The organism is Acinetobacter sp. Root1280 (assembly GCF_001425285.1).
GTDB lineage: Bacteria > Pseudomonadota > Gammaproteobacteria > Pseudomonadales > Moraxellaceae > Acinetobacter > Acinetobacter guillouiae.
This window is the reverse complement of the sequence record NZ_LMED01000027.1, coordinates 31,722-54,723: the sequence shown is the minus strand read 5'-3', so window position 1 is coordinate 54,723 and position 23,002 is coordinate 31,722. Positions and strand designations below refer to the sequence as shown.

Sequence of the window (23,002 nt, the reverse complement as noted above, 5' to 3'; positions counted from 1 at the left end):
GCAGTCATAGACAAAAAAGCCTATTCATTGAATAGGCTGAATTACATTATTTGGCAATCCGCCAAACTGCTAAAACAGTGGTCAAGACAATCAAGACAATTGAAATATACCACGGTGCAATGATTGCAATAGAAAGCAAAATAGCCATGATACTGCCGAAAATCCAGCTACGTTTTTGTTGCTGTTCCACTTCTAAACGCATCATTTGCAGCTCATGTAGTTGTTTAGCATGCCATGCAGATTGATTTTTTAAACCATTTAAGCTGTCAACCATCAAGGTTGGAAAATCCTGTGCGCCTAAAAGTAAATCAGGAATTTTCTGTCCTAACTCTTTTAAGTTTTTCTGAGGATTCATTTGTGCTTTTACCCATTCGGTGAGAATCGGTTTTGCCAGTTTCCAAATGTCGAGTTCAGGATATAAATCGGTACCTAAACCTTCCACATGTACCAGTGTTTTGAGTAATAACATCAATTGTGGTGGAATTTCTAAATGGAAACGACGCGCAATGTCCATGACTTGAATCAAGATACCCGCAAAGTCCAATTCATGCATCGGTTTGGACACCATTGGTCCAACAGTGCGACGCATTTCACGGGATAGCGCATCTTGATCGGTACCCGGTGGAATCCAGCCCGCCTGATGCACAATTTGAATCAGTTGTAAGAAGTCGCTGTTCATGACCGCAAGCAACATACGTGCAACGGTCATCTGATCTTGTTTAGATAGCTCACCCATAATCGCACAGTCAAGGGCAATATAACGAGGGTGGCTTGGATTCAAGGTTTCAACAAACACGTTGCCGGGATGCATGTCTGCATGGAAGAAATTGTCACGAAATACTTGCGTAAAGAAAATCGTTAAACCCTTTTCAGCAAGATCTTTACGATCCATCCCGAGCTTTTCAAAGGTTTCAATATCCGAAATGGGAACGCCTGTGATTCGCTCAGCAACCATAACATCTTTGCTGTCCATATAGACTTCAGGCACATACATCATGCTTGAACCCGTGAAGTAATGACGCATACGGCGGGTATTGTCTGCTTCTAGTGTAAGATCCAGTTCATTTAAGATCACTTGACGATAATTCTGGATGATTTCAGACAAATGCACTGCACGAGCTGCTTCCAAACGTTTTTCTAAACTTGCTCCAAGCCATTGCAGAATTTCAAAATCCTGTAGAATCTGACTGCGGATATCTGGACGAGTGACTTTTACCACCACTTCACGACCATCATGTAGCGCAGCAGTATGGACTTGTGCAATAGATGCAGCAGCCAAAGGTTGCTCATCAAAACGGGCAAAAATTGTAGAAATATTGGCTTTCAGTGATTGCTCAATACGCTCTTTTGCAATATTGACCTCGAAGGGTTTAACCCGATCTTGTAATAAAACCAATTGTTGTAAAATTTCAGGTGGAATTAAATCACGACGCGTGGAAAGTAATTGCCCCAGCTTAATTGCTAAAGGCCCCATTTCTTCTAATGCTTCTTTAAGCTTGAGCGGGTTTTTACGTTCTTTACTTGACCATGCCGCAGGGTGTAAGCGAATTAAAGCTAAAGCATGCCGAGCTTTTTCAGGTAATTCTTCCGCAGGGACCAGTGTGTCGAGTCTATAGTGCGCGGCGATGCGCCAAAGTTCGAATAAACGGGCAATATGCGGAATCATATATTAAATTACCTGATCTTGATTTTGAGTAAAGTGAGATTGAAGTTGCTGAATTTTTGCTTCAAGTCGGTCAATATTTTGGTTAAGTTGACGGGTATCTTGTTGCAGATCATCCACTTGCCAACGCGGAGCCAATACACCAGTGTCTTCTTTTAAAAAGTCTTCTACAAAAAATAAATGACTTTGTAGTGAGCGTTTGAGATGCTTAGGCGCCAGTTGTATTTTGCCAATTTCATGTGCGAGTGCAGGACCAATCCACGGGCTAAGCTGGGCTGCCAAATCAGGCTCAAGCTGTTGGATAATATTTTGAATGTCCTGTAACAGGTGATAATCACCTTGTAGAGGAATATTGCCAATATCGTCCGCAACAAATAATTTAGCCAATTCAACAACATTCTTTACATGTAATGTTGCTGTCGCTTCTGCAATCGCAACATTTTTGTCAAAAGGACGTTGTTCAAAAATTGAAGGTGTTTCGCTTTTACCAGTCACAGTCGGTTCAAGACGGATTTTATTTTGATCAAAGTAAACATCGACAGAAAGCTGAGGCGTATCAATCACGACACGTAACAGTTTGCCTTGTAACTGATTAAATTGGATGCGAGTAATTGCATCCAAATTAATAAACTGATTGATTAATCGTTCAACTGCACCGAGTGCCAGAATTGACCACATAATTCAACCTTGCTTGTTATATCTTGGGGAAATTACAGTTTAAAGCCACGGTGTACCGCCACGATACCACCGGTTAAATTGTGGTAATCACAGTTTTGGAAACCGGCATTTTCCATCATACCTTTTAAGGTACGTTGGTCTGGATGCATACGAATAGATTCGGCCAAATACTTATAACTTTCTGCATCATTGGCAACAACTTTGCCCATAAATGGTAAAGCCGTGAAAGAATAGAAGTCATATAGCTTTGAAAATGGTTCAAATACTGGTTTTGAGAACTCAAGTATTAATAAACGACCACCTGGCTTTAATACACGATACATCGCTTGGAGTGCAGCATCTTTATCGGTCACGTTACGTAGACCAAAGCTGATGGTGAGCAAGTCAAAACTATTGTCTGCAAAGGGCTCTAAGGTTTCAGCATTGGCCAATACAAAATCAACATTGGTACAGCCAGCATCAATCAAACGATCACGACCAACATTCAACATTGACTCGTTAATATCAGATAAAACCACATGACCTGTTGGACCAACTTCACGGCTGAAAACTTTGGCTAAGTCACCTGTACCGCCTGCAATATCAAGTACGTGCTGACCACGACGTACACCTGACATATTGATCGCAAAACGTTTCCAGAGGCGGTGAATACCGAATGACATTAAATCATTCATAATGTCGTATTTGCTTGCGACAGAATGGAAGACTTCAGCAACTTTTTGCGCTTTTTCTTCACTGTTGACGGTTTTGTAGCCGAAATGCGTAGTTGCACCGACATTACCTGTATTGGCACCACGGGGTAGGTTGTATTTTGGCACAGTCCCAGAAACTGGCGTATCTACCAGTTGTTGCTGCAAGGACTGTTGTTGACCTTGTGGAGTACCTTGCGGTAATGGTTCTGTTAGAAATGGACTCACTTTGTCTGTATTCGTTGCCGTTTCAGCAGGGGCTGTAGGCTTTTGGTTTTCATTCGACATTTGAGTCACTCCTGAACACAAAAATGGGAAATTTTATATTGCTCTGCATAATGACAGATTCTGCATAATTTTGCAGTCCTCATCATGAAATTGTTATGAATAATATACAAAAACCGATCTTAGAGATCGGTTTGATAAAGCCAAAAATTAAATTAATCCTGAAATGGATTGGGATCTCCAGCATGCACTTTTTCGACAATATCACGTTCTTTTAGGGTAAATGCATGGATAAAATCAGCTGCGGATTTCATCGGTTTCATCGCAATAAAACCTTCGCCAATAAAGTCATACATCAATTCAAATTTATATTTGATTGCAGTACCTTTACACATTTTAAATGCAGTATGCATAATGAATGAACGCATGTATTTGTCTAGTGCACCACCCAAATCATCCAATAAACCCAGCTGTTGTTGACGGGCTTCTGCTTGATCTAGTTTCAGCAAGGTCAGTCGCATCATTTCATCATCAATCACTTGATCAACAGGGTAATCCTTAAGTAATTGTGCCGCGACCTGCTCATCAAGTTGCATGGCAAGTACCGCCAATCCAACGGATTTTAAACCGGTCTTAATGGCATTTTCAGGGAGAATTTTTTCTGCTTTGTGGGCATATTTTAATAAACGTTCAATCTGTATTGCCAAATCATCAAATTCAGGACCACCATATAAGCGGTTGATAAAATATTTTGCCATCAATTGATTTTCTTTTTGATTAAACAGCGCATGATGAGTCTTTTCAATACGCATTTTTAACCAGTCTTGTGCTTCATGCAGGCGTTTTTCTAGAATTGGGTCAGTGTGATAACTCAATTGTTGATATTGTTCTAAAAGCTGATCAAGTGCAGCAAGTTTTGACATACAAAAACTCTAGATTTCGTTTAGTAACAGCATAAAGGCAGTTGCTGCGTATCACTATGACAAAAGTTAAAAAACAATAGAGAAATATGGTCAGTGGCTTTTTAAATAGCCAATATCAAAGATTTTATACAGAAAAATAATATAACTCTATTTTAGGGAATGGGTATACTCAGTTGAAGTTTCAGACCATAGAGAAGCAGATGATTGAAGAACAATTAGCGTTTGCATTACGTGATGAAGAAGAGTTATCCGTTGATCTGATTGAGGCACAATATGCCTTAAAGAATTCTAAAGATAAAAATAATGCCAAAAGCTTGGTCATTTTAGTCAGTGGTATCGAGCTTGCGGGGAAAGGGGAAGCGGTTAAACAATTACGTGAATGGGTTGATCCTCGTTACTTACGAGTTAAAGCAGATCCACCGAGTTTATTTAGTAGCAAACAAAGTTTTTGGCAGCCTTATGCACGGCACATTCCATCAGAAGGGCAAATTCAGTTGTTCTTTGGCAATTGGTACAGTGACTTATTGTCTACAGCGATGCATGTTTCTAAACCCTTAGATGAAACTTTGTTCGATACCTATATCGAAAATATGCGTGCTTATGAACAAGACCTAAAAAATAATCATGTTGATGTGATCAAAATTTGGTTTGATTTGCCGTGGAAAAGCTTACAAAAGCGCTTAGATGCGATGGATGCATCTGAACAGCATTGGCATAAGTTAATGGGTTTGGATTGGCGGAATAAAAAACAATACGATATTGTGCAAAAATTACGTCAACGTTTTACCGATGATTGGTATGTGATTGATTGCGAAGATTGTGTTGCCCGAGATCAACAATTTGCTCAGTATATTCTGCAAGCGTTAAAGCAGTTGCCTCGACATAAAACAGCGGTGAGAACCAAGTGGAAACAGGCAACTGTACCTGAGTCGTTATTGCAACCTGCCACAGAAGAACTGGATAAAGACCAATACAAAGCTGAATTAAAGAAATTAACCAAAAAAGTGTCGGAAGCGCTACGCAATGATTCACGCAATGTCATTATTACTTTTGAAGGCATGGATGCAGCTGGTAAAGGTGGGGCAATCAAGCGGATTGTGAAAAATCTTGATCCACGTGAATACGAGATTTATACCATTGCTGCACCAGAGCAGTATGAATTGCGTCGACCCTATTTATGGCGGTTTTGGACCAAGATTCAACCCGAGGAAAAGATCAGTATTTTTGATCGTACTTGGTATGGTCGAGTATTGGTTGAACGTATTGAAGGCTTTGCCAAGCCTGCGGAATGGCAACGTGCCTATGATGAAATTAATCGCTTTGAAAAAGATTTAACGGATAATCAAACCGTGTTGGTTAAATTTTGGTTGGCAATCAGCAAAGATGAACAAGAAGCACGTTTTAAAGCACGTGAACAAACACCGCATAAACGCTTTAAAATTACCCCTGATGACTGGCGAAATCGTGGACACTGGGACGATTATTTAAATGCTGCTGCGGATATGTTTGAACGAACTGATACCGAGTATGCGCCGTGGCATGTGGTTGCGACCAATGATAAGTACACAGCACGTATTCAAATCCTTAAAACGATTTTAAAGCAGTTAAAGGCCGATTAACGACTTGCTGGCAACAGCTAAGTTGAGGTTATAAACAGTATCGCACTAAAGAAGAGACGGTCTTTTCTACGCTTTAGTGCGGTACAAATCTCAATGATCTATGCGGCAAAAGATTCTAATCTAATGGATGCCCCAAAATTTTTTTAAGTAAAAATTTTAAAGCAATTTTTTCGGCGGGATTTAATGCCGCTAGGGTTAAGTCACTAATACTTGCCGCAATTGGAATCGCTTGCGAAAGCTCTTGAATGCCCGATGCTGTAATATGAATCAGCACCTTGCGTTTGTCATGTTGATCAGGATCTTGTGAAATAAAAAGCTTGTCTTTTAATCGCTGGATAATGCCACGAATGGTTGCTTGGTCGATACCGGTTTCCTCAACCAGTTCTTTTTGTGAACATTCCTTTAATTTATTGATGGCATAGAGTACAGCGAACTGAACCGAAGTGAGGCGAGTTTCATCCAAACTTTGTTGAAAAATCGTTAAATGATGAAAGTAAGTCCGTCTAAGTAAATATCCCACTTGTTCTTCAATTACATATTCATCATTCATGTTTGACTTCTTTATCATGTGAGCAAAATTAGACCCGAAGATTTAAATTTTTGAAGATTTTTAAAAACTTTAGCGGTCTAGTATAAACGGATTGCATAAAAATAACGACCATGATGCTACTTGGTCGTTACTGTCTCATTGGGGGGTATATTTTAGCGTTAGCTGAGTTCTACAGGAACGCCTTGATCAACAACCACCAAATCATCGAGTTTTACTGTGCAGTTACGCAGTGGAATATCCATATGACATGGTGTTTTACGGCTACCACCTACTTCTGTGTTTGGTCCCGTTGAAAATAAAAAGTTACCATTAAAGGCACGTGCATCCATACACATTCCATCATTTTTATCATGCAAACCCATGGCTGTCCATTGTGCTCGAGGTTGTAAGCCCCAACCAATGTGCGAAATTCCATAAACCTCTGGATCATTAAAATATTTCATATAATCACGCAGATATTCTGCTTCAAATCCGCCATGGATTTGAGTAATTAAACCCTGTTCGATTTCTAAAGTGACTCTTTCACGTGCATAGGTTTTAAAGGGCAATAAAATATCGCCAATATCTAAAACCAAGGTGCCTTCCGCCATATTCTCATTGGGCCAAGTGAATAAGAAACCACTCGGCCAGTGATCCCAGCGCCCAACTTCGTCGGCAAAGCCATATTCAGTTACAGCAGGGTATTGCCCAAGCGGAGCATAAAAATCAGTACCTGCTTTTGAGCTCACATGCATACTTTTTGCTTTCTTTAAGTATTTTTCAGCAGTTTGAACCCGATGTTTGTCTTCTAATGTGGGCAGTATACGGGCGAGGATTTCTGGGGGTTCCACTGCTAGTAAAATCCGTGTTCCTGTTTTTAAGATTTGTTCCTGTTCTGGTGAGTGCAGCAACATCATGGTGTCGATGATGAGGTCGACAGATTCAAGTGCTTGTTGTGCAGCAAAATTACCCGTTAACGCAGTATCTCCACAATAAGCAGTCATATCATTTCCCATGGCTTTGGGATGATTGAACGAAGGTAATTCTAAAATAAATACTTTGGCTTTTAACCGACATGCTGCATCAAGTGCGGCTTGAACGGTTTGTTGATGTGAATAATGACTTTTTAAAATCGCCACACTTTGTGTTTCATCGACTTTGGATAAGGTTAAAACATGCTCAAACATTTGGGTCAGTTCAGTGCTATTTACAGGCATGATGGTGCTCCTTTTTCATCGCTGTTTTTTGTATTTTTAAAGAGTATACACTTTAATAATGTGGATTATATATTTATTACAACATTGTAATTTAAATTATATTTAATAATAAACAATCGTTTAATTGATTTTGTAGATTGAGATTTGTTTAAAAATTTAAAGTGTATAGACTTTAATATTCTCATGGAGTATATCTATTAAAACAAAAATTTGTTTGATGGAGTAAACAATGAGTAAAGCAAAAAAAATTGCGGTGATTGGTGCTGGCCTTGGCGGCGCTTCAATGGGGTTACTGTTACAGAGAGCGGGGTTTGATGTAGATGTTTATGAACAAGCAGCGGAATTTTCTCGTTTAGGTGCAGGTATTCATATTGGCCCAAACATTATGAAAATCTTTCGAGAAATGGGCTTAGAGCAAGATCTGGAAGACATGGGGTGTCATCCAACGCATTGGGTCAGCCGCGATGGAAATACCGCGGAATATATGTCCAATGTCGGTTTGACTGGATACGGGGCGACCTATATCACGATTCATCGTGGTGATATGCATGCTCGACAAATCGAAGCTTTACAGCAAGACAAATTACATTTTGGTAAGCGCTTAAGTGCTGTTGTTCAAAGGCTAGACGGTGTAACGCTAAGCTTCGAAGATGGCACAGTGAGTGATGTTGATATTGTGATTGGTGCTGATGGGATTAACTCAAAAATCCGAGAAATCATTCTCGGACCAGAAGCACCTTTATACAGTGGATGGGTTGCGCATCGCGCCATGATTAAAGGGGAACAGTTAGAAAAATTAAAGGAGCAATTTGATTTAGATGACTGTGTCAAATGGTGGTATGAAGATCGCCACATGATGGCCTATTACACCACTAAAGAACGTGATGAGTACTACTTTGTTACAGGTGTGCCTCATCCTGCATGGGATTTCCAAGGGCAAAGTTTTGTAGCATGTTCAAAACAAGAACTATTTGAAACATTTAAGGGTTTTCATCCAACCATCTTAGCCATGATTGAAGCCAGTGAAGACATTACCAAGTGGCCATTAAACAATCGTAATCCATTACCGATATGGAGCAATGGTCGAATGGTGTTGCTCGGTGATGCTTGCCACCCCATGAAACCGCATATGGCACAAGGTGCAGGTATGGCGATTGAAGATGCGGCAATGCTTACGCGCTGTTTGCTTCAAGCGGGGTTGGACAACTATCAAGAGGCGTTCAAATTATATGAACTAAATCGTAAACAACGTGCCAGTCGAGTACAAGAAGTTTCCAATGCCAATACTTTCTTAAAAGCCCAAGAAGATCCAGCTTGGGTGTATGGATATGATGTATACGCACAAGCATTAAACGAGGAGGAGACTGTATGAGTCGATTCCTGTATGGGTCAAATGTAGCGGCCAATCAAGTCCGCTTACATTATCTTCGTTATGGTGGGAAAGGGCATCCTTTGGTATTGATTCCCGGGATTACCAGTCCTGCCATTACCTGGGGATTTGTAGCGGAAAAGTTAGCACAATTTTTTGATGTATATGTCTTGGATATTCGAGGCAGAGGCCTGTCTTCTTCGGGGGAGCATCTCCAATATGATACTGATACCTGCGCACAAGATATTCTTGATTTTGTTAAAAAATTAGACTTGAAAGCTTATTATTTGGTTGGGCACTCGATGGGCGCGCGTTTTGCAATTCGCTGTGCTGCGTTTGAACCAAAAGGTTTGAATAAAATAGTGCTGATTGATCCACCTGTCTCAGGTCCTGGACGGCGTGCTTACCCGAGCCAATTATCCTGGTATGTCGATTCTATTCAACAAGCTATTCAAGGTATGAATGCTGAAGACATGAAGCAATATTGCCCGTCTTGGACTTTGGAGCAAAGACAATTGCGCGCAGAGTGGCTACATAGCTGTTATTTACCGGCCGTTATCAAGTCTTTTCATGATTTTCATCATGTTGATATTCATCAATATATTCCAAAAGTCAAAGTGCCAACTTTATTGATGGTGGCTGGCAAAGGCGATGTGATCTCGGCAGGCGATATTGCAGAAATCCAATTGCTTAATTCACGGATTTTGGTGAGCTGTGTGGAAAATGTAGGGCATATGATTCCTTGGGATGACTTAAATGGTTTCTTAGCTGGCTTTTCAGATTTTTTAGAACAGAGGCTCATTTAAGGAGGAATGCTCATGCAACGAATGTATAAAATTGGTCAAATCGTACCCAGCTCCAATACCACGATGGAAACTGAAATTCCAGCGATGTTGAAAGCACGTCAACTGATTCGTCCTGAAAAATTTACCTTTCATTCTAGCCGTATGCGGATGAAACATGTCAAGAAAGAAGAGCTTGCGGCAATGGATGCGCAGTCTGATCGTTGTGCTTTAGAACTTTCAGATGCCAAGGTGGATGTCTTGGGATATGCCTGTCTGGTTGCGATTATGTCCATGGGCATCGGTTATCACCGTGAGTCAGAAAAACGTCTACATCAAGTCACGGTTGATAATGATGCTGCAGCGCCTGTCGTCACCAGTGCGGGGGCTTTAGTTGATTGTTTAAAACTGATGAAGGCTAAAAAAATCGTTGTTGTTACGCCGTATATGAAACCCTTAACTGAATTGGTGGTGAATTACGTTCGTGAAGAGGGTTTTGAAATCTTAGATTATGTAGCCTTAGAAATCGCTGACAACATTGCTGTTGCACAACATGATCCTGCTCAGTTACCCAACATTGTGCAAAAGCTGAATTACCAAGATGCAGATGTGATTGTGCTTTCAGCATGTGTACAAATGCAGTCACTTCCTGCAGTCGCTAAAGTTGAGGCACTCACAGGTAAGCCAGTGATTTCAGCAGCAATCGCAACAACCTATCAGATGCTTAAAGCAATGGATTTAGAGCCGATTGTGCCGGGTGCTGGTGCACTGTTATCTGGTGCATATGCATAAGGAGCCTGTAATGAAGCAACAATCCCTGAATGATAATTATCAAGGTGTGTGGGGAAATCGAATTGGCTTTGGCAAGAAACCCGTGCTGTTGTTGGTCGATTTTATCCAGTCTTATATTACAGCATCTGAGCCTTTGTATGCGCCAGATGTGATTACCGCAGTTCAAGAAACTGAAGCGGTTTTAGCACTGGCACGTGAACAGAATATTTTAGTGATTCACACCAATATTCTTTATCACGCTAAAAATCAAATTGACGGAGGAATGTGGGTAAAAAAATCACCCGTGATGGCAGCGATGACGATAGATAATCCTGCCACTCACTTTTGCCTACAAGTTCAACCACTCGACACTGAACTGGTGATCACTAAAAATTATGCAAGTGCTTTTTTTGCAACAAGTTTGTCCTCAGTGTTAAACGCTGAGGCCATAGATACCGTGATTATTGTGGGCTGTTCGACCAGTGGGTGTGTTCGAGCAACAGCCGTGGATGCTGTGCAACATGGATTTAGAACCATTGTGATCCGTGACTGTGTTGGGGATCGTCATCGTGAACCACATGAAGCCAATCTGTTTGATATCGATAGTAAGTATGGAGATGTTGTATCAAAACAAGAGGTCTTGAATTATTTCACTCAAAACAAAAATTGATGATTGATACAACTAAAAAATTATGGACGTTAGGGTAATAAAAACCAAGGATAGAATGGTTTTTGGTGATGCATTAAAACAAAAGAGAATGTGCAGATCATCAGTGACATAAAAGCTTTGTTCATTTTGTTCTAAGTATTACAAGAAAAACAACTCGCCTGGTTTGTGATCTAAAGGAGTTAGATATGTCTACCAGTGTTGTAAAACCACAAGAAATTTACCCTGAACAAGAAGTTCAGGTTTATAAAAAAGTAATTTGGAAACTGATTCCATTCCTGTGTTTCTGTTATATCGCAGCCTATTTAGACCGAATTAATGTCGGGATTGCCAAATTGCACATGTTAAACGATGTGAATTTAAGTGAGGCGGCGTTTGGGTTGGGTGCGGGACTTTTCTTTGTAGGCTATATTATTTTTGAAGTACCCAGTAACTTGGTTCTGGAAAAGGTGGGCGCAAAAATTTGGATTGCGCGCATTATGATTACATGGGGAATTTTGTCTGGTTTAACCATGTTTGTAACCACACCGATGCAGTTTTATGCGCTGCGATTTCTGCTCGGTGCTGCGGAAGCAGGCTTTTTACCTGGGGTTTTGTATTATTTAACCACATGGTTCCCAACGTATTATCGCGCTAAGATCATTGCCTTATTTATGATTGGTTTGCCCTTGGCGGTGATTATTGGTAGTCCACTATCAGGGTGGATCATGACCACCTTTGATCAAGTTTATGGCTGGGCAGGTTGGCAATGGTTGTTCTTTTTAGAGGCACTTCCAAGCGTGATCTTGGGTATTTTGACATTTAAAATGTTACCGAATCACTTTTCCAAAGCCAAATGGCTTAATGATGCTGAAAAATCAATCATTGAAAAAAATCTCAATAAAGATTTAGAAGGCAATGACTCTGCCAAACAAAAGCATAGTTTTAGAGACGGGTTTTTTAATACCAATATCCTGAAACTCGGTGCCATCAATTTTTCGATGTTGCTGTGTACCTATTCTATGGGTTTTTGGCTGCCGACATTTATTAAAACTACTGGGGTCGCCAACTTATTAAATATCGGTTTACTTGTCGCCATTCCAAGTATTGTTGGCTTGATTGCAATGTTAGTCATTGGGCGAAGCTCTGATAAATATAGAGAGCGTCGTTGGCATATGGTCGTACCATTTATTTTTGGTGCAGTTGCACTGTTTTTAACCACAATGTTTAGTACCAATATTGTCATGACCTTGATTTTGTTCTCGATTGCCGCGATTGCGACCACAGGAACAATCCCCGTATTTTTTAGCCTTCCTGCAACTTTTTTATCAGGAACTGCAGCGGCGACAGGTTTTGCACTGGCATGTTCTATTGCCAATATTGCCGGCTTAGTCAGTAACACTTTGGTGGGCTATGCCATTCAGATTACGGGTAAACCAGAAGGCGCACTCATCGTGTTCTCAGCGTGTCTATTGTTGAGTTGCTTCATTGTGCTGTCTTTGCCTAAAACCTTAGTAAACAAATAAATTAAAAAAATTGAATAGGCAATGCGTTCGGGAGAACAAATTGCTGAGGAGGTTCTCATGTTAAAAATTAAATATCTAGGATTAATTGTATCGAGTTTGATGTCATTTCAAGCCTATGCCAATGCACAACCTTCACCGTTTCAATGGGAAACTGAAGATGGTTTAAAACAATTAAAATTAGGCGGTTTTGTCCGAACCAATTATCGTGATGAGCGATGGGAAAGCCCCAATAATGGCAAGTTTTTGTTTGATAATGCCCGTTTAAATATTAAGGGCAAATATGACCAATTTTATTTGGATGTAAGTTATGCCTTCCAAAGTGATCATAAGCGTTCTGTTGAACATGGTTTTGTCGGGTATAAGCCTGATGGCAATAATGATTTTCAGGCTGGAATTATTTATAAGCCTTTTGGAATTTATCCATTCCCAGAGCATGCCTGGACTTTCCCGATCCCATTTTTTTTGGGATTTGCCGACAGCGTAGCGCCGGGATTGAGTTGGAAAAATACCTCGCCAACACATGATTTTACCGTGGCGTATATGCCAATCATGAGCCCAGGCAATATTCGTTACTCGCCTGAGTCTGGTTCGGCGGATAAATTGGATAATGTGCTGCCTCACCAACAACAATATCTTAACGAAAAAAGAAATCAGCTCAATCTGCGTTATGCCCATAAAATGGATTTGGAATTTGGTAAACAGGAGTTTGGAGTCAGTGGGGCATATTCACAATTGCGTAATAAAGCGACGGATAAAAATGGCAATTATTATGCATTTGGAGTGCATGGCTTAAACAATTACGAAAAATGGAATGTGCAAACTTCAGCAATTCGTTATAAATATGATGCAAAAAACCCAGAGGGTTTAAATAATGATCAAATTTTAATGCAAGCGAATGGTATAACACCTGCTTATTTTGTCGCAGCTGAAGGGACGATTGGTTCTTTTAATATCGGTTATACCCAACCTGTGCAAACCAAGTATTTTCCGAATTTAAAAACTGTAAAATTCTATAATGATTATAGTGTGTTATGGAAAGACAAAGCCGGCTGGGATCGCTCGCAAATGGACACCTTTGGAGTGCAGTTTAATGCAATGCCTTTCTTAATTTGGGTAGACGGAAGTGTCGGGAAGAATGTCAATGTGTTGGGTGGTGCTAAAAACGCAACTGGCTATACCTCGACAAATTCGGACTATAGCAATGACTGGAAATTTAGGTGGAATATCAACGTCGGATATAACTTTTAGTCTTGACCTATGAGGGAATAAATGGAATTCACAGCCAATAATCTGGTTGAAGCAGTGATTTTAAATCGACATTCTGTACGTGCATTTACAGATCAGGCTGTAGATCCTGAGATCATTCAGGATCTGCTGCGAAAAGCCAGTTATGCACCCTCTGGAACCAATACGCAACCTTGGAAAGTCTATGTGGTTCAGGGCAATAGCAAATTGAGGATTAGCCAGCAAGTGATTGCAGCGGCGGATTCCATTTATTCTGGCCAAAGTTCAAGAAGTGAATTTACTGCCCCTTATCTTTATTATCCTAAGCAATGGTTTGAACCGTATATCAGCCGTAGACGGGAGAATGGTTGGGGGATGTATGCTGTACTGGGCATTAGCAAACAACAACGAGAGGAAATGCATCAACAACACCTTCGAAATTTTAAGTTTTTTGATGCGCCTATCGGCTTATTTTTTACCACACATCATCAATTAGAAGCAGGCGCAAAAATGGCGATCGCCATGTTGATGCAAAATATTATGTTACTTGCAAAAGCGCAGGGCTTAGACACCTGTCCCCAAGCATCATGGAATGATTATCACAAGATTATCATGCCAATTTTAGGTGCTACAGATGATGAACAATTGGTCTGTGGCATGTCTTTAGGCTATGCCGATGTGAATGAAAAAATTAATTCTTTTCATCCCTCACGACTCAGTCTTGAAGAATTTGCTGTATTTTTACAATGAACAAAAAACAAAGAGATATCAGATGATATCTCTTTGTTTTACTAAATATAGATCTTAAAGTATGGCAGCGCTTAGCTCACTAACTTTTGCGTTTGTTTATTTTGAATATTTTTGGCTAATTTATAACATTCATCTACATGCGCTTCAGCAACTTTTTTCATCACAATATAGCCTAAACTTGCTGCAATGATTGAGCCACCCAGAGGAATAAACTTGGTCACCTGTTTGGTAATGATTTTAGCCGCCATATTATTTAATGATGCCTTTACCGCGGTACGCGCAACCACTAAACCTGAAAACTCAAAACCACGTTTGCGTAATTCATTCCAATGAATTTTCTTGGTTGCAGGGTCATAAACACTGATTTGATCTGGTGCTAAACCAAAACGGGCATTGATTTCAGGAATCAGAAGCGACAGCATACCGACATCAATCACCACATCTAAAAAGGGAACAGGAATCACTGCGACACCAGCAGAGACATAAGAGCGCTTTTTCACTTGCTCCAAGCATTCATCACGAATCTGTTCTAGGTTTAAGCTTGGATCGATTGCGTCTGGAAGTTTATCAATTTTCATAAAACAATTACCTTTGTTTCAAGCTTTTGCTCATATTTTTGAAAACGCATGTTTAAGCTTGAAATTGTGAAGTTATTTCCAAATAATGTTTTAAAAATGCCATAGTATGGTGTTGTTGTATAGTGGCGAATGTTTATGTTTTGTGCATAAACGTAGACAATAGAAGATTGAAAGTTGAGGAATTATGGCCATTCATGTGATTCAAAGCCAACGCATTGATGTCTTGGTGCAGGGGCTTTTGCAAAATACCATTCGGCCATCCAAGAATCCTTTTGCAGTCTTGCAAACACAACATTTTATTGTCCCAAGTCCTGCGGTACAAGAATGGTTGAGCCAACGTATTGCTGAACAACAAGGCATCAGTGCCAACAGCCAATTTCATCAACGTATTCGTGGTTTTCAGTGGTTTGCTTATCAGCAAGTTTTAGACGACAAAGACAAAGTCCGTAAAGCCAATATTCCGCGTTTGATTATGAAGTGGCGAATTTATCAAACGTTGAAAAGTTTTATTGAGCAGGATGAAAATAGCTTAGCCCAAGATCATCCTTTGCATGGCATTATCCAACGTATTTATGATGCAGCCTCGCAACTGGAACAGGGTTTAGAGAAGCAACTCAAAAAACAAAGTATGTTGTATTGGGTCTCTGAACAAGTGTCAAAATTGTTCAGTCATTACATGTTGTATCGTGGGGACTGTCAACGCGGTTGCCAACAGAACAATGGACAAGCATGTAGTTGCCCAGGCAATTGGCTAGGGCAGTGGGGACGAGGTCAAGCACTTAACCTCGAACAGCAATTCTTTAAAACCAATCAACAAATTTCAGCATTTACTTTAAATCAGGCACAAGAGCTGGAAACTTGGCAACGTTGGTTATGGCAACATACATTTCATGACGATTTTATTGAAATGCAAAGTATTGATCATGATTTTTGGCAAATCATGGATGATGACGTACAACGTTCTCAAGCGTTAAAGAAATTACCTAGCCAGCTGATTATTTTTACTTTATTGGATTTACCACCGAGTCAATTACAGTTTTTAAGACGACTGGGACAATATTTGGATGTGGTGATTTTACATTACAACCCATCACAAGAATATTGGGCAGATAGTGTCGATCCAAACTGGAAAAAACAATATGATTTGCGGGTAAAGGCGCGTTTTGTCAGTAAATATCCCAAAGCGACCGATGCAGATATTCAAAAGTTTTTTGATGAATTTACTTTGAACTTTAATGCGGAAATTCGTGAATCACGACATCCATTATTAACCCGTTTTGGTAAACAAGCCCGTGACCACTTTTCGATCTTATCCAATCTGTCTTCAGGCGAAGAAGGGCAATGGGTGGATGCCTTTGTCGATGAAGAACCGATTCATTTATTAAGCAAATTACAATCGGATATTCTGTATTTGGTTGAGCCTGAACCGCATGCTTATCCAATTGCCAAAACGGATGACTCAATTCAAATCCATGTGTGTCATTCGTCTTTACGACAGCTTGAAGTGTTAAAAGACCAGTTGGTTGCTTGGCTGATGAAAAGCACTGCTGAACAGCCACATCGGCCAAGTGATGTTTTGGTGTTAGTGCCAGATTTAAAACAAATTGAACCACTTATTCGCAGTGTATTTCCACACACACCAAACCAAGACAGTATTTATCTGCCAGTGAAGATTGCTGGAGTAACGCAACTGGATGCCAATAACGCTTGGCGAGCCGTTTTAGGTCGTATTCAATTGGTGGAAGGTCGTTTTAGTGTTGAGGATTTTGCAGATTGGTTAAGTTTAAATGCCACGCAATTACGTTATGGTCTGGATATTTCAAATACAGAAAGAATGATTGAGTTATTGATCAATGCTGGGTTTAAACGTGGTCTAGATGCACAACATTTACGACGATCTTTAAGTCAGGATGATGAAGATTTCCGTTTTAGTTTTAAATTTGCTCTTGATCGTTTGGCTTTAGGTATTGCGATTCCAGAGCATACGATTTTTGAAAATACCCTAAGCTATGCCCAAATTTTGCAAAGTGATTTTGAGTTAGTGGCTAAGCTGATTCAGATTTATCAAGATTTTGATGTGCGCCGTGACTGGATGATTGCGCATGAGTTGGGAAAAAATACCGCTTTAAAATGCAATGTTGAGGCGTGGTTAAAACTGCTGATGCAAGACATTGTTGAGTTTGAACAAGCCGGTGTTGAGTCGTTAAAAGTCGTACGTGAAATTGTCAAAAAACAAGAGCGTATGCTGACTTTAGCCAGTTTTTATGATGAAGATGCGCAACCTATTCTTAAAAATATTTATTTACCATTGCCCTATCTATTGAATGAAATTCAAAATTTATTAGAAGGTCAAATCGATCAGGCTTTACCGACAGGTCAGATTACCTTTAGTCAAATTGGCCAGATTCGTCCTTTGCCTTATAAGTTGATCGTCCTGTTAAATTTGGATGGGGGTAAATTTCCAGATCGAAATGTGCATTTGCCCTTTGATTTAATGCAAATTCTCAAGCCGCAATTGGGGGATCGTTCCCGCCTAGATGATGATCAAGGCGCTTTCCTCGATGCTTTATTATTGGCGCAGGAAAATCTATGGTTATTCTATAATGGCTTTGATGTGAGTGATGGTGAAGTTCGTGAGCCATCCAGCGTGTTACAGGAATTGATCAACCATATTGCCCTGATTGCCCAATCTGAAACGGCATTATCTACGGACAATAAAGATATCAGTCCTGTTGATCACATGATTGAGCTGAAGGGGATTCAAGTCCCTGAACATTTACAGTGTTTATATCACATTCATACCTTACAACCTTTTGATCCAAATGGTTTTGAGGCAACAACACCGCTTCGTTTTCAAGATCAATGGTTCAATGTTGCACAACACATCCGTCAAGCTGAAATGCTTGCTAAACGTGAGGCTTGGGCAAATACACAATATCCTGTTGTTCAAGACGAGCTCACTGTTTTGGATGCGCGACAGTGGATTCAAGATGTCACTTTCCCAGCACAGTTATATTTAAAAACTTTAGGCGTAGAGAATCTGCGCGCAGAAGATATTCCCGCAATGAACGAACCCTTAATTCTGGATGGTTTGGCACGTTATCAGATTCGAGATTTCTTACAGAAACAATCGGCTCATTCTGCCGAAGATAATTGGTCTCAAGAGATTGGATTACTGCAGAATCAATTACCCATTGGCAAGGTTCAGCACAGTGCATGGCAAATCAGTTTGGCGGAGCAAGACAGTTTAAAAGAGCGTTTACAGCGTTATGCTGCTGATGTGACGTTGACAACGCAACGCCAGTGGCGAATTGACGCTGGTTTGGTTATGAATATCACAGTACCTCAGCAAGCAGGGCAGCATTGGGTGAGTTTGGATGCGTCAAGTGGTCGTGCTAAACGTCGTGCCAAAGTTTGGTTAGAATATTTACTTTGGTTAAGCTATTTAAATGTCGATGCTGAAAAGTCTAAAACGCTACAACGTATTGCGGTATTTAGTGATGTCACGATTATCATTACCGGGTTAAGTTCAGAACAGGCGAAAGCATATTTATTGCCGTGGTTTAAAGCATTTGCCTATGCCCAATCGGAACCTCTGGTTCTGCCTGCGGCTTTGTTATTAAAGCCCGCTGAAAATAATAAGCAGTTGCAATGGTCACTCGGGACTGTTGAAGGTGGCTTAGCTGAACATCGTTTAAATGGACATGGTTTAAATGCGGATACACAACATCATGTGGAAAGGATGTTGATCGATAACTTTGCAGATCTTTTAAATGAATGGAATAAAAGCGATGCGTTTCTACCTTATGATTTGACTGAAATGGAATGGAGTAAAAAGCATCGGGATTGGCAATTTATTTTGCAAGAGCAAGATGCGACCGCATTGTTAAAACATGCTTGTGATCATTTTGGCTATGCGTTGTATCAGCCGATTTATCAGCATCAATTTGTTGCGGAGGAATAAACATGACTTCCGTAAATTCACAGCTACCAGTAGCACAAAACGGCACAGCCAAAAAAGTTTCGATTCAGCCGATTGAAGATATGCAATTTGCCGGATTGCACTGGATCGAAGCTTCAGCAGGTACAGGTAAAACCTATACGCTCTCAAGCTTGATGGTGCGGATTTTTTTAGAAAAATACTTACCGAGCCAAGTCATTGCAACCACATTTACCCGTAAAGCTGCGGCAGAATTGAAAACACGTATTCGCTTACGATTGCAGGAAACATATCGCTATTTTGACTCATGTCGTGAATTAACCGAAGCGCAAGTCTTGACCAAAGCAGCCCAAGAGTCAGATCCATTATTTTCTAAAGTGTTAAAGATGTTTGCCTCACGGATTGCATATGCCTGTGAACGCTTGAAATTGGTGATTGATCAGCTGGATGAACTTTTTGTTGGGACTTTAGACAGTTTTAGTCAGAAATTACTGCGTGAGTTTGTTTTTGAAAGTGGCAAAATCGAGCGGGCTGAAATTACTGATGATGCGAAAAGTTATAGCCAGCAATTGATTCATGATGTACTTCGCGCATGGATTCAAAAACAGCCTCAAGATATTGTAGACAGCTTGATGTTTGCGGGCGAGTTACATGGTGTCGATTATTATGTTGCAACGGTGGAACAAAGCTTAAATTTTGCCTCGGCAAATTTTATTGAGCCTAAATTTTCCAATGCAGATGTTCAGCTATTTCAACAGGCGATTGAACAGCTTGCCAAGATTCAACTGGATCAATTGCTGACTTTGCAAAGTTATTATTTATTGGATGGTGAGTTTTATAAATTTGCGAATGGGACAAAATTTAGAAATGATCGATTGAATCGTATTTTTGCCAAGAGCTTGCCGCGAATTATTCAAACCCTACAACAGCATGACTATAAGCATTATCTAAGTTCAAAGCTGAGTGCTGAAAAGTCCGACTTTGCAACCTTGATTAAAGTGATTCGGGAGCAGCAAATTTTTAAAAAAGCGGCACCTGAAAATGTACAATCCGATTTTTATCAACACACGCTTATTCAACAATTACTCAGTATTTATGCGCAGATTGAGATATATGAAAATCAACTGCTTGGAACCAATACATTCTTAAAATACTATCTGGCAAAAGAAGTCAAAACACGTTTACCTCAAGTGTTACAGCAAAAGGGTGAAACCACCTTTGCACAACAAATTCGTACCCTTGCAGAGGCTTTGCAAGGTGAACAAGGCCAGCGTTTTGCGAGCTTTGTACATGCGCGTTATCCACTGATTCTGGTCGATGAATTTCAGGACACCAACCAAGATCAAGATGATATGTTGGCACAAATTTGGCGGCATCCCAATCGTGTCAAACAGGGTTGTATGATCATGGTCGGAGACCGTAAACAGGCGATTTATGGTTTCCGTGGTGGGGACATGTTGACCTTTTTAAAAGCGCATCAGGATGTGTTTGGCAAAGCAGGGCATGAATATAATCTGATTTTTAATCATCGCTCAGTCAAGCCTTTGGTTGAAGTGGTTGATGCCTTATTTCAACGCCAAATGGATTTTGGTGAACAGGTCTGGTATACCCCAGTACAAGCAGGTCCTCGTCCGCATCCCGATTTACTGGATCAAGGCCATGTCAATCCACAGCCTTTAAGGTGGATCAAGCTTGAAGATAAAAATCAAGAAGCTGAACAAGTGGCATGGAAAATTCGTGAGCTACTCAATCAGGGGATTCAAGGCAGTTTATATTTTATTGAAAAATCAGTACATCGTGCAGTAGATGAAAATGATATTGCCATCCTCTCCAAAAACCATGATGGCTTAGATAAAGCACAATCCGCGCTGGAATTTTTAGGGATTCGAACCAGCCGCCCCTCGAAAAAAAGTGTCTTTGAAAGTCAGATAGCAGGTGATGTTGGGGCTGTACTTGCTGCAATTTTGCATCCTTATCATGAAGCCAAAGTAAAACGGGCTTTGTTAAGCCGCCTGATCGGCTTTGATTTAAAAGCATTGATTGCCTTGGAACAGCATGCCGATGGTTTGAGTGTCTATATTGAACTGTTCGATCAGATTCGTGAGCTGTGGCTCAATCAAGGGGTTTTAACAGCTTGGCAATATCTGCTTAACCAATTTTCTGTCTGGACAAAATTGGTGGAAAAACACAGTCGTGACAATGAACGTGTGGTGGTGAATTTACGTCATTTAACAGAGTTATTGAGCCAGCACAGTGAAGACTATCAAGGTGCACAAAATCTTTATCATTGGTATTTAAAACAACTGACTTCGCCAATGGAACGAGAGTGGGAGATGGAGCGGAAACTGTCCAATGAGGCAGGGGTTCAGTTGATGACCATTCACCAATCCAAAGGGCTTGAATTTAAGTTTGTGTTTTTATTGGGCGCTGATAAAGACTTTAAAGAGATCAATAAAACGCTGAATTTCTCGACCGTTGAACAGCTGAATGTACGAACAGGACAGAATGAACAACAGCGTGTGGTGGCGATCAATGATGCCAATCTACTCGATAAAAAAGACATTGAGCAACATAATGAGCGTGCTTTAGCAGAACATCACCGGTTGTGGTATGTGGCATTGACCCGTGCCAGTTATCGGGTGTATGCGATGCTGAGTGATGTAAAGGAAAAATCTACAACAGGACTGGCATTTTGGCGTGGTCAGGGCGCAAATACGTTTCAGCATGCAGGAACAGCCATGCAAGCGTTATTGACCGAACGCCCACCGCGGTTAGAAAAACCCAAGAGCGACGTCCAATTGCCTTTACTTGCACAAGCCTTTCCTACCCAACGTTTTTATCCGCGGGGTAAAACCAGTTTTAGTGCTTTGGCTCAGCATTTAACTCGGCAACAAATTCAGGATGCTTTGGCCGTTTCTGAACAAAAACAGGATCGAGCAGAAGATGAAATTCAACAACCCATTGTTGAAATCATTACAGATGTCGTTCTTACTCAACCGCTTGCATGGATCAAAGCCAATTTCCCAATGGGTACAATTGCAGGAAATTTCCTGCATGAAATTTTTGAGCATATTGATTTTAAAGATACGCATTATTGGCGTTTGGAAATACGTCGTCGCTTTAAAAATGATTATTCAAGTTTATGGACGGAGTTACTGGAAAAATATCAGCAAGCGTTTCTCAACGATAATTTGAGTGAAGATATTTCTCAAACAGAACACGCTGTGGAAGAGACGCTGATTGACTGGATGGCTGAGTGGCTACAGGATGTTTTATCGACTCCGATTCTCAGTCATTTTAAAATGGGGCAACTTGAACCACATGAGCATTTAGCTGAGTTTCCATTTTATCTGGCTCTTTCAGATCGAGTTTTGGCAATTAAACGTATACATCAATTGTTTGATGAGCATGCCATTGCAATGCCTGAGTTTAAAGATGCCAATTCAGCACGTTATTTAAATGGGTCAATTGATTTGGTGTTTTTTGATGGTCAGCAATATCATATTGCCGATTATAAAAGTAATTTTTTGGGTGTAGATCAGCAAAGTTATTCCTTTGAAGCTGTTCAGGACAGCATGTCACATGCCAGTTATTGGCTACAGGCTTCTTTGTATTTGGTGGCATTGCATCGTTATTTGAAAATCCAGCTGGAAGATTATCAAATTGATCGTGATCTGGGAGGCGCAACCTATTTGTATTTACGTGGTATGAATGGTCAAAGTGGACAAGGTTACTACTTCTGGCGACCCACTACGGAATTTATTTTAAGACTTGATGCCATATTGGGCTATTTTACTGAGGATAAATCCAGTTGAATCGTGTGAATAGTTGCTTGAACATCTTTGCAAACAATAAGTTATTCTGTGGATAACT

At 40.4% G+C, this 23,002-nt stretch carries 17 protein-coding genes; 10 read left to right on the top strand and 7 right to left on the bottom strand.

Translation table 11 applies throughout. The features are described 5' to 3' along the window. Positions 1–46: 46 nt before the first annotated feature. The 4 genes from ASC84_RS18525 to ASC84_RS18510 form a co-directional block, all read right to left on the bottom strand. On the bottom strand, positions 47–1,666 hold the full coding sequence (locus tag ASC84_RS18525) for an AarF/ABC1/UbiB kinase family protein (protein WP_056517424.1): 1,620 nt from the start codon (positions 1,664–1,666) through the stop codon (positions 47–49). A 3-nt stretch (positions 1,667–1,669) separates the two neighbouring features. Further along, positions 1,670–2,341: an SCP2 domain-containing protein gene (locus ASC84_RS18520; protein WP_056517423.1), complete on the bottom strand. Its 672-nt coding sequence runs from the start codon at positions 2,339–2,341 to the stop codon at positions 1,670–1,672. A 32-nt stretch (positions 2,342–2,373) separates the two neighbouring features. Further along, on the bottom strand, positions 2,374–3,318 hold the full coding sequence (gene ubiE, locus ASC84_RS18515; protein WP_004725476.1) for a bifunctional demethylmenaquinone methyltransferase/2-methoxy-6-polyprenyl-1,4-benzoquinol methylase UbiE: 945 nt from the start codon (positions 3,316–3,318) through the stop codon (positions 2,374–2,376). Between the two features lie 152 nt (positions 3,319–3,470). Continuing rightward, positions 3,471–4,178 (bottom strand): hypothetical protein, encoded by a 708-nt coding sequence (locus tag ASC84_RS18510; RefSeq protein WP_004725477.1) that lies wholly within the window; start codon positions 4,176–4,178, stop codon positions 3,471–3,473. Positions 4,179–4,378: 200 nt separating this feature from the next. On the opposite strand from ASC84_RS18510, the gene ASC84_RS18505 reads away from it, so the two are divergent. Beyond that, entirely contained in the window at positions 4,379–5,797 is a 1,419-nt protein-coding gene (locus ASC84_RS18505; protein ID WP_056517420.1) for a phosphate--AMP phosphotransferase, read from the top strand. A gap of 115 nt (positions 5,798–5,912) precedes the next feature. Here ASC84_RS18505 and ASC84_RS18500 read toward each other — a convergent pair whose 3' ends face one another. Together ASC84_RS18500 and ASC84_RS18495 are read right to left on the bottom strand one after the other, a co-directional pair. After that, positions 5,913–6,347 carry a MarR family winged helix-turn-helix transcriptional regulator gene (locus tag ASC84_RS18500; protein WP_056517415.1) on the bottom strand — a complete coding sequence of 145 codons (435 nt, stop codon included), beginning with the start codon at positions 6,345–6,347 and terminating at the stop codon, positions 5,913–5,915. 158 nt (positions 6,348–6,505) lie between these two features. Further along, positions 6,506–7,543 (bottom strand): 2,5-dihydroxypyridine 5,6-dioxygenase, encoded by a 1,038-nt coding sequence (locus tag ASC84_RS18495; RefSeq protein ID WP_056517411.1) that lies wholly within the window; start codon positions 7,541–7,543, stop codon positions 6,506–6,508. A 229-nt stretch (positions 7,544–7,772) separates the two neighbouring features. On the opposite strand from ASC84_RS18495, the gene ASC84_RS18490 reads away from it, so the two are divergent. The 7 genes from ASC84_RS18490 (at position 7,773) to ASC84_RS18460 (ending at position 14,611) form a co-directional block, all read left to right on the top strand. Further along, complete coding sequence (locus ASC84_RS18490) at positions 7,773–8,915, top strand: FAD-dependent monooxygenase (protein ID WP_056517404.1); 1,143 nt, start codon at positions 7,773–7,775, stop codon at positions 8,913–8,915. Then, positions 8,912–9,718, top strand: coding sequence for an alpha/beta fold hydrolase (locus ASC84_RS18485; RefSeq protein WP_056517401.1), 807 nt, complete (start codon positions 8,912–8,914; stop codon positions 9,716–9,718). The genes ASC84_RS18490 and ASC84_RS18485 overlap by 4 nt, the downstream gene beginning before the upstream one ends. Before the next feature lie 12 nt (positions 9,719–9,730). After that, positions 9,731–10,486 carry an Asp/Glu racemase gene (locus ASC84_RS18480; protein ID WP_056517398.1) on the top strand — a complete coding sequence of 252 codons (756 nt, stop codon included), beginning with the start codon at positions 9,731–9,733 and terminating at the stop codon, positions 10,484–10,486. 10 nt (positions 10,487–10,496) lie between these two features. Then, on the top strand, positions 10,497–11,135 hold the full coding sequence (locus tag ASC84_RS18475) for an isochorismatase family protein (protein WP_056517395.1): 639 nt from the start codon (positions 10,497–10,499) through the stop codon (positions 11,133–11,135). A 185-nt stretch (positions 11,136–11,320) separates the two neighbouring features. Continuing rightward, a complete protein-coding gene (locus ASC84_RS18470; protein ID WP_056517393.1) occupies positions 11,321–12,637 on the top strand; it encodes an MFS transporter in 1,317 nt (438 codons plus the stop codon). Between the two features lie 57 nt (positions 12,638–12,694). After that, positions 12,695–13,885 carry a hypothetical protein gene (locus ASC84_RS18465; RefSeq protein ID WP_056517392.1) on the top strand — a complete coding sequence of 397 codons (1,191 nt, stop codon included), beginning with the start codon at positions 12,695–12,697 and terminating at the stop codon, positions 13,883–13,885. Between the two features lie 21 nt (positions 13,886–13,906). After that, on the top strand, positions 13,907–14,611 hold the full coding sequence (locus ASC84_RS18460; RefSeq protein ID WP_056517391.1) for a nitroreductase: 705 nt from the start codon (positions 13,907–13,909) through the stop codon (positions 14,609–14,611). A gap of 71 nt (positions 14,612–14,682) precedes the next feature. Here ASC84_RS18460 and ASC84_RS18455 read toward each other — a convergent pair whose 3' ends face one another. Beyond that, a complete protein-coding gene (locus ASC84_RS18455) occupies positions 14,683–15,189 on the bottom strand; it encodes a hypothetical protein (protein ID WP_004725502.1) in 507 nt (168 codons plus the stop codon). 184 nt (positions 15,190–15,373) lie between these two features. Here ASC84_RS18455 and ASC84_RS18450 point away from each other — a divergent pair, with 184 nt between their 5' ends. Together ASC84_RS18450 and ASC84_RS18445 are read left to right on the top strand one after the other, a co-directional pair. Beyond that, entirely contained in the window at positions 15,374–19,153 is a 3,780-nt protein-coding gene (locus tag ASC84_RS18450; protein ID WP_056517390.1) for an exodeoxyribonuclease V subunit gamma, read from the top strand. A 2-nt stretch (positions 19,154–19,155) separates the two neighbouring features. Further along, positions 19,156–22,944, top strand: a complete 3,789-nt coding sequence (locus ASC84_RS18445) for a UvrD-helicase domain-containing protein (protein WP_056517383.1) — start codon at positions 19,156–19,158, stop codon at positions 22,942–22,944. Positions 22,945–23,002 lie beyond the last annotated feature (58 nt).

Coding starts and splice junctions, on each gene's coding strand:
- ASC84_RS18525 (WP_056517424.1), bottom strand. CDS start 1,666: ATGATTCCGCATATTGCCCGTTTATTCGAACTTTGGCGCATCGCCGCG.
- ASC84_RS18520 (WP_056517423.1), bottom strand. CDS start 2,341: ATGTGGTCAATTCTGGCACTCGGTGCAGTTGAACGATTAATCAATCAG.
- ubiE (WP_004725476.1), bottom strand. CDS start 3,318: ATGTCGAATGAAAACCAAAAGCCTACAGCCCCTGCTGAAACGGCAACG.
- ASC84_RS18510 (WP_004725477.1), bottom strand. CDS start 4,178: ATGTCAAAACTTGCTGCACTTGATCAGCTTTTAGAACAATATCAACAA.
- ASC84_RS18505 (WP_056517420.1), top strand. CDS start 4,379: ATGATTGAAGAACAATTAGCGTTTGCATTACGTGATGAAGAAGAGTTA.
- ASC84_RS18500 (WP_056517415.1), bottom strand. CDS start 6,347: ATGAATGATGAATATGTAATTGAAGAACAAGTGGGATATTTACTTAGA.
- ASC84_RS18495 (WP_056517411.1), bottom strand. CDS start 7,543: ATGCCTGTAAATAGCACTGAACTGACCCAAATGTTTGAGCATGTTTTA.
- ASC84_RS18490 (WP_056517404.1), top strand. CDS start 7,773: ATGAGTAAAGCAAAAAAAATTGCGGTGATTGGTGCTGGCCTTGGCGGC.
- ASC84_RS18485 (WP_056517401.1), top strand. CDS start 8,912: ATGAGTCGATTCCTGTATGGGTCAAATGTAGCGGCCAATCAAGTCCGC.
- ASC84_RS18480 (WP_056517398.1), top strand. CDS start 9,731: ATGCAACGAATGTATAAAATTGGTCAAATCGTACCCAGCTCCAATACC.
- ASC84_RS18475 (WP_056517395.1), top strand. CDS start 10,497: ATGAAGCAACAATCCCTGAATGATAATTATCAAGGTGTGTGGGGAAAT.
- ASC84_RS18470 (WP_056517393.1), top strand. CDS start 11,321: ATGTCTACCAGTGTTGTAAAACCACAAGAAATTTACCCTGAACAAGAA.
- ASC84_RS18465 (WP_056517392.1), top strand. CDS start 12,695: ATGTTAAAAATTAAATATCTAGGATTAATTGTATCGAGTTTGATGTCA.
- ASC84_RS18460 (WP_056517391.1), top strand. CDS start 13,907: ATGGAATTCACAGCCAATAATCTGGTTGAAGCAGTGATTTTAAATCGA.
- ASC84_RS18455 (WP_004725502.1), bottom strand. CDS start 15,189: ATGAAAATTGATAAACTTCCAGACGCAATCGATCCAAGCTTAAACCTA.
- ASC84_RS18450 (WP_056517390.1), top strand. CDS start 15,374: ATGGCCATTCATGTGATTCAAAGCCAACGCATTGATGTCTTGGTGCAG.
- ASC84_RS18445 (WP_056517383.1), top strand. CDS start 19,156: ATGACTTCCGTAAATTCACAGCTACCAGTAGCACAAAACGGCACAGCC.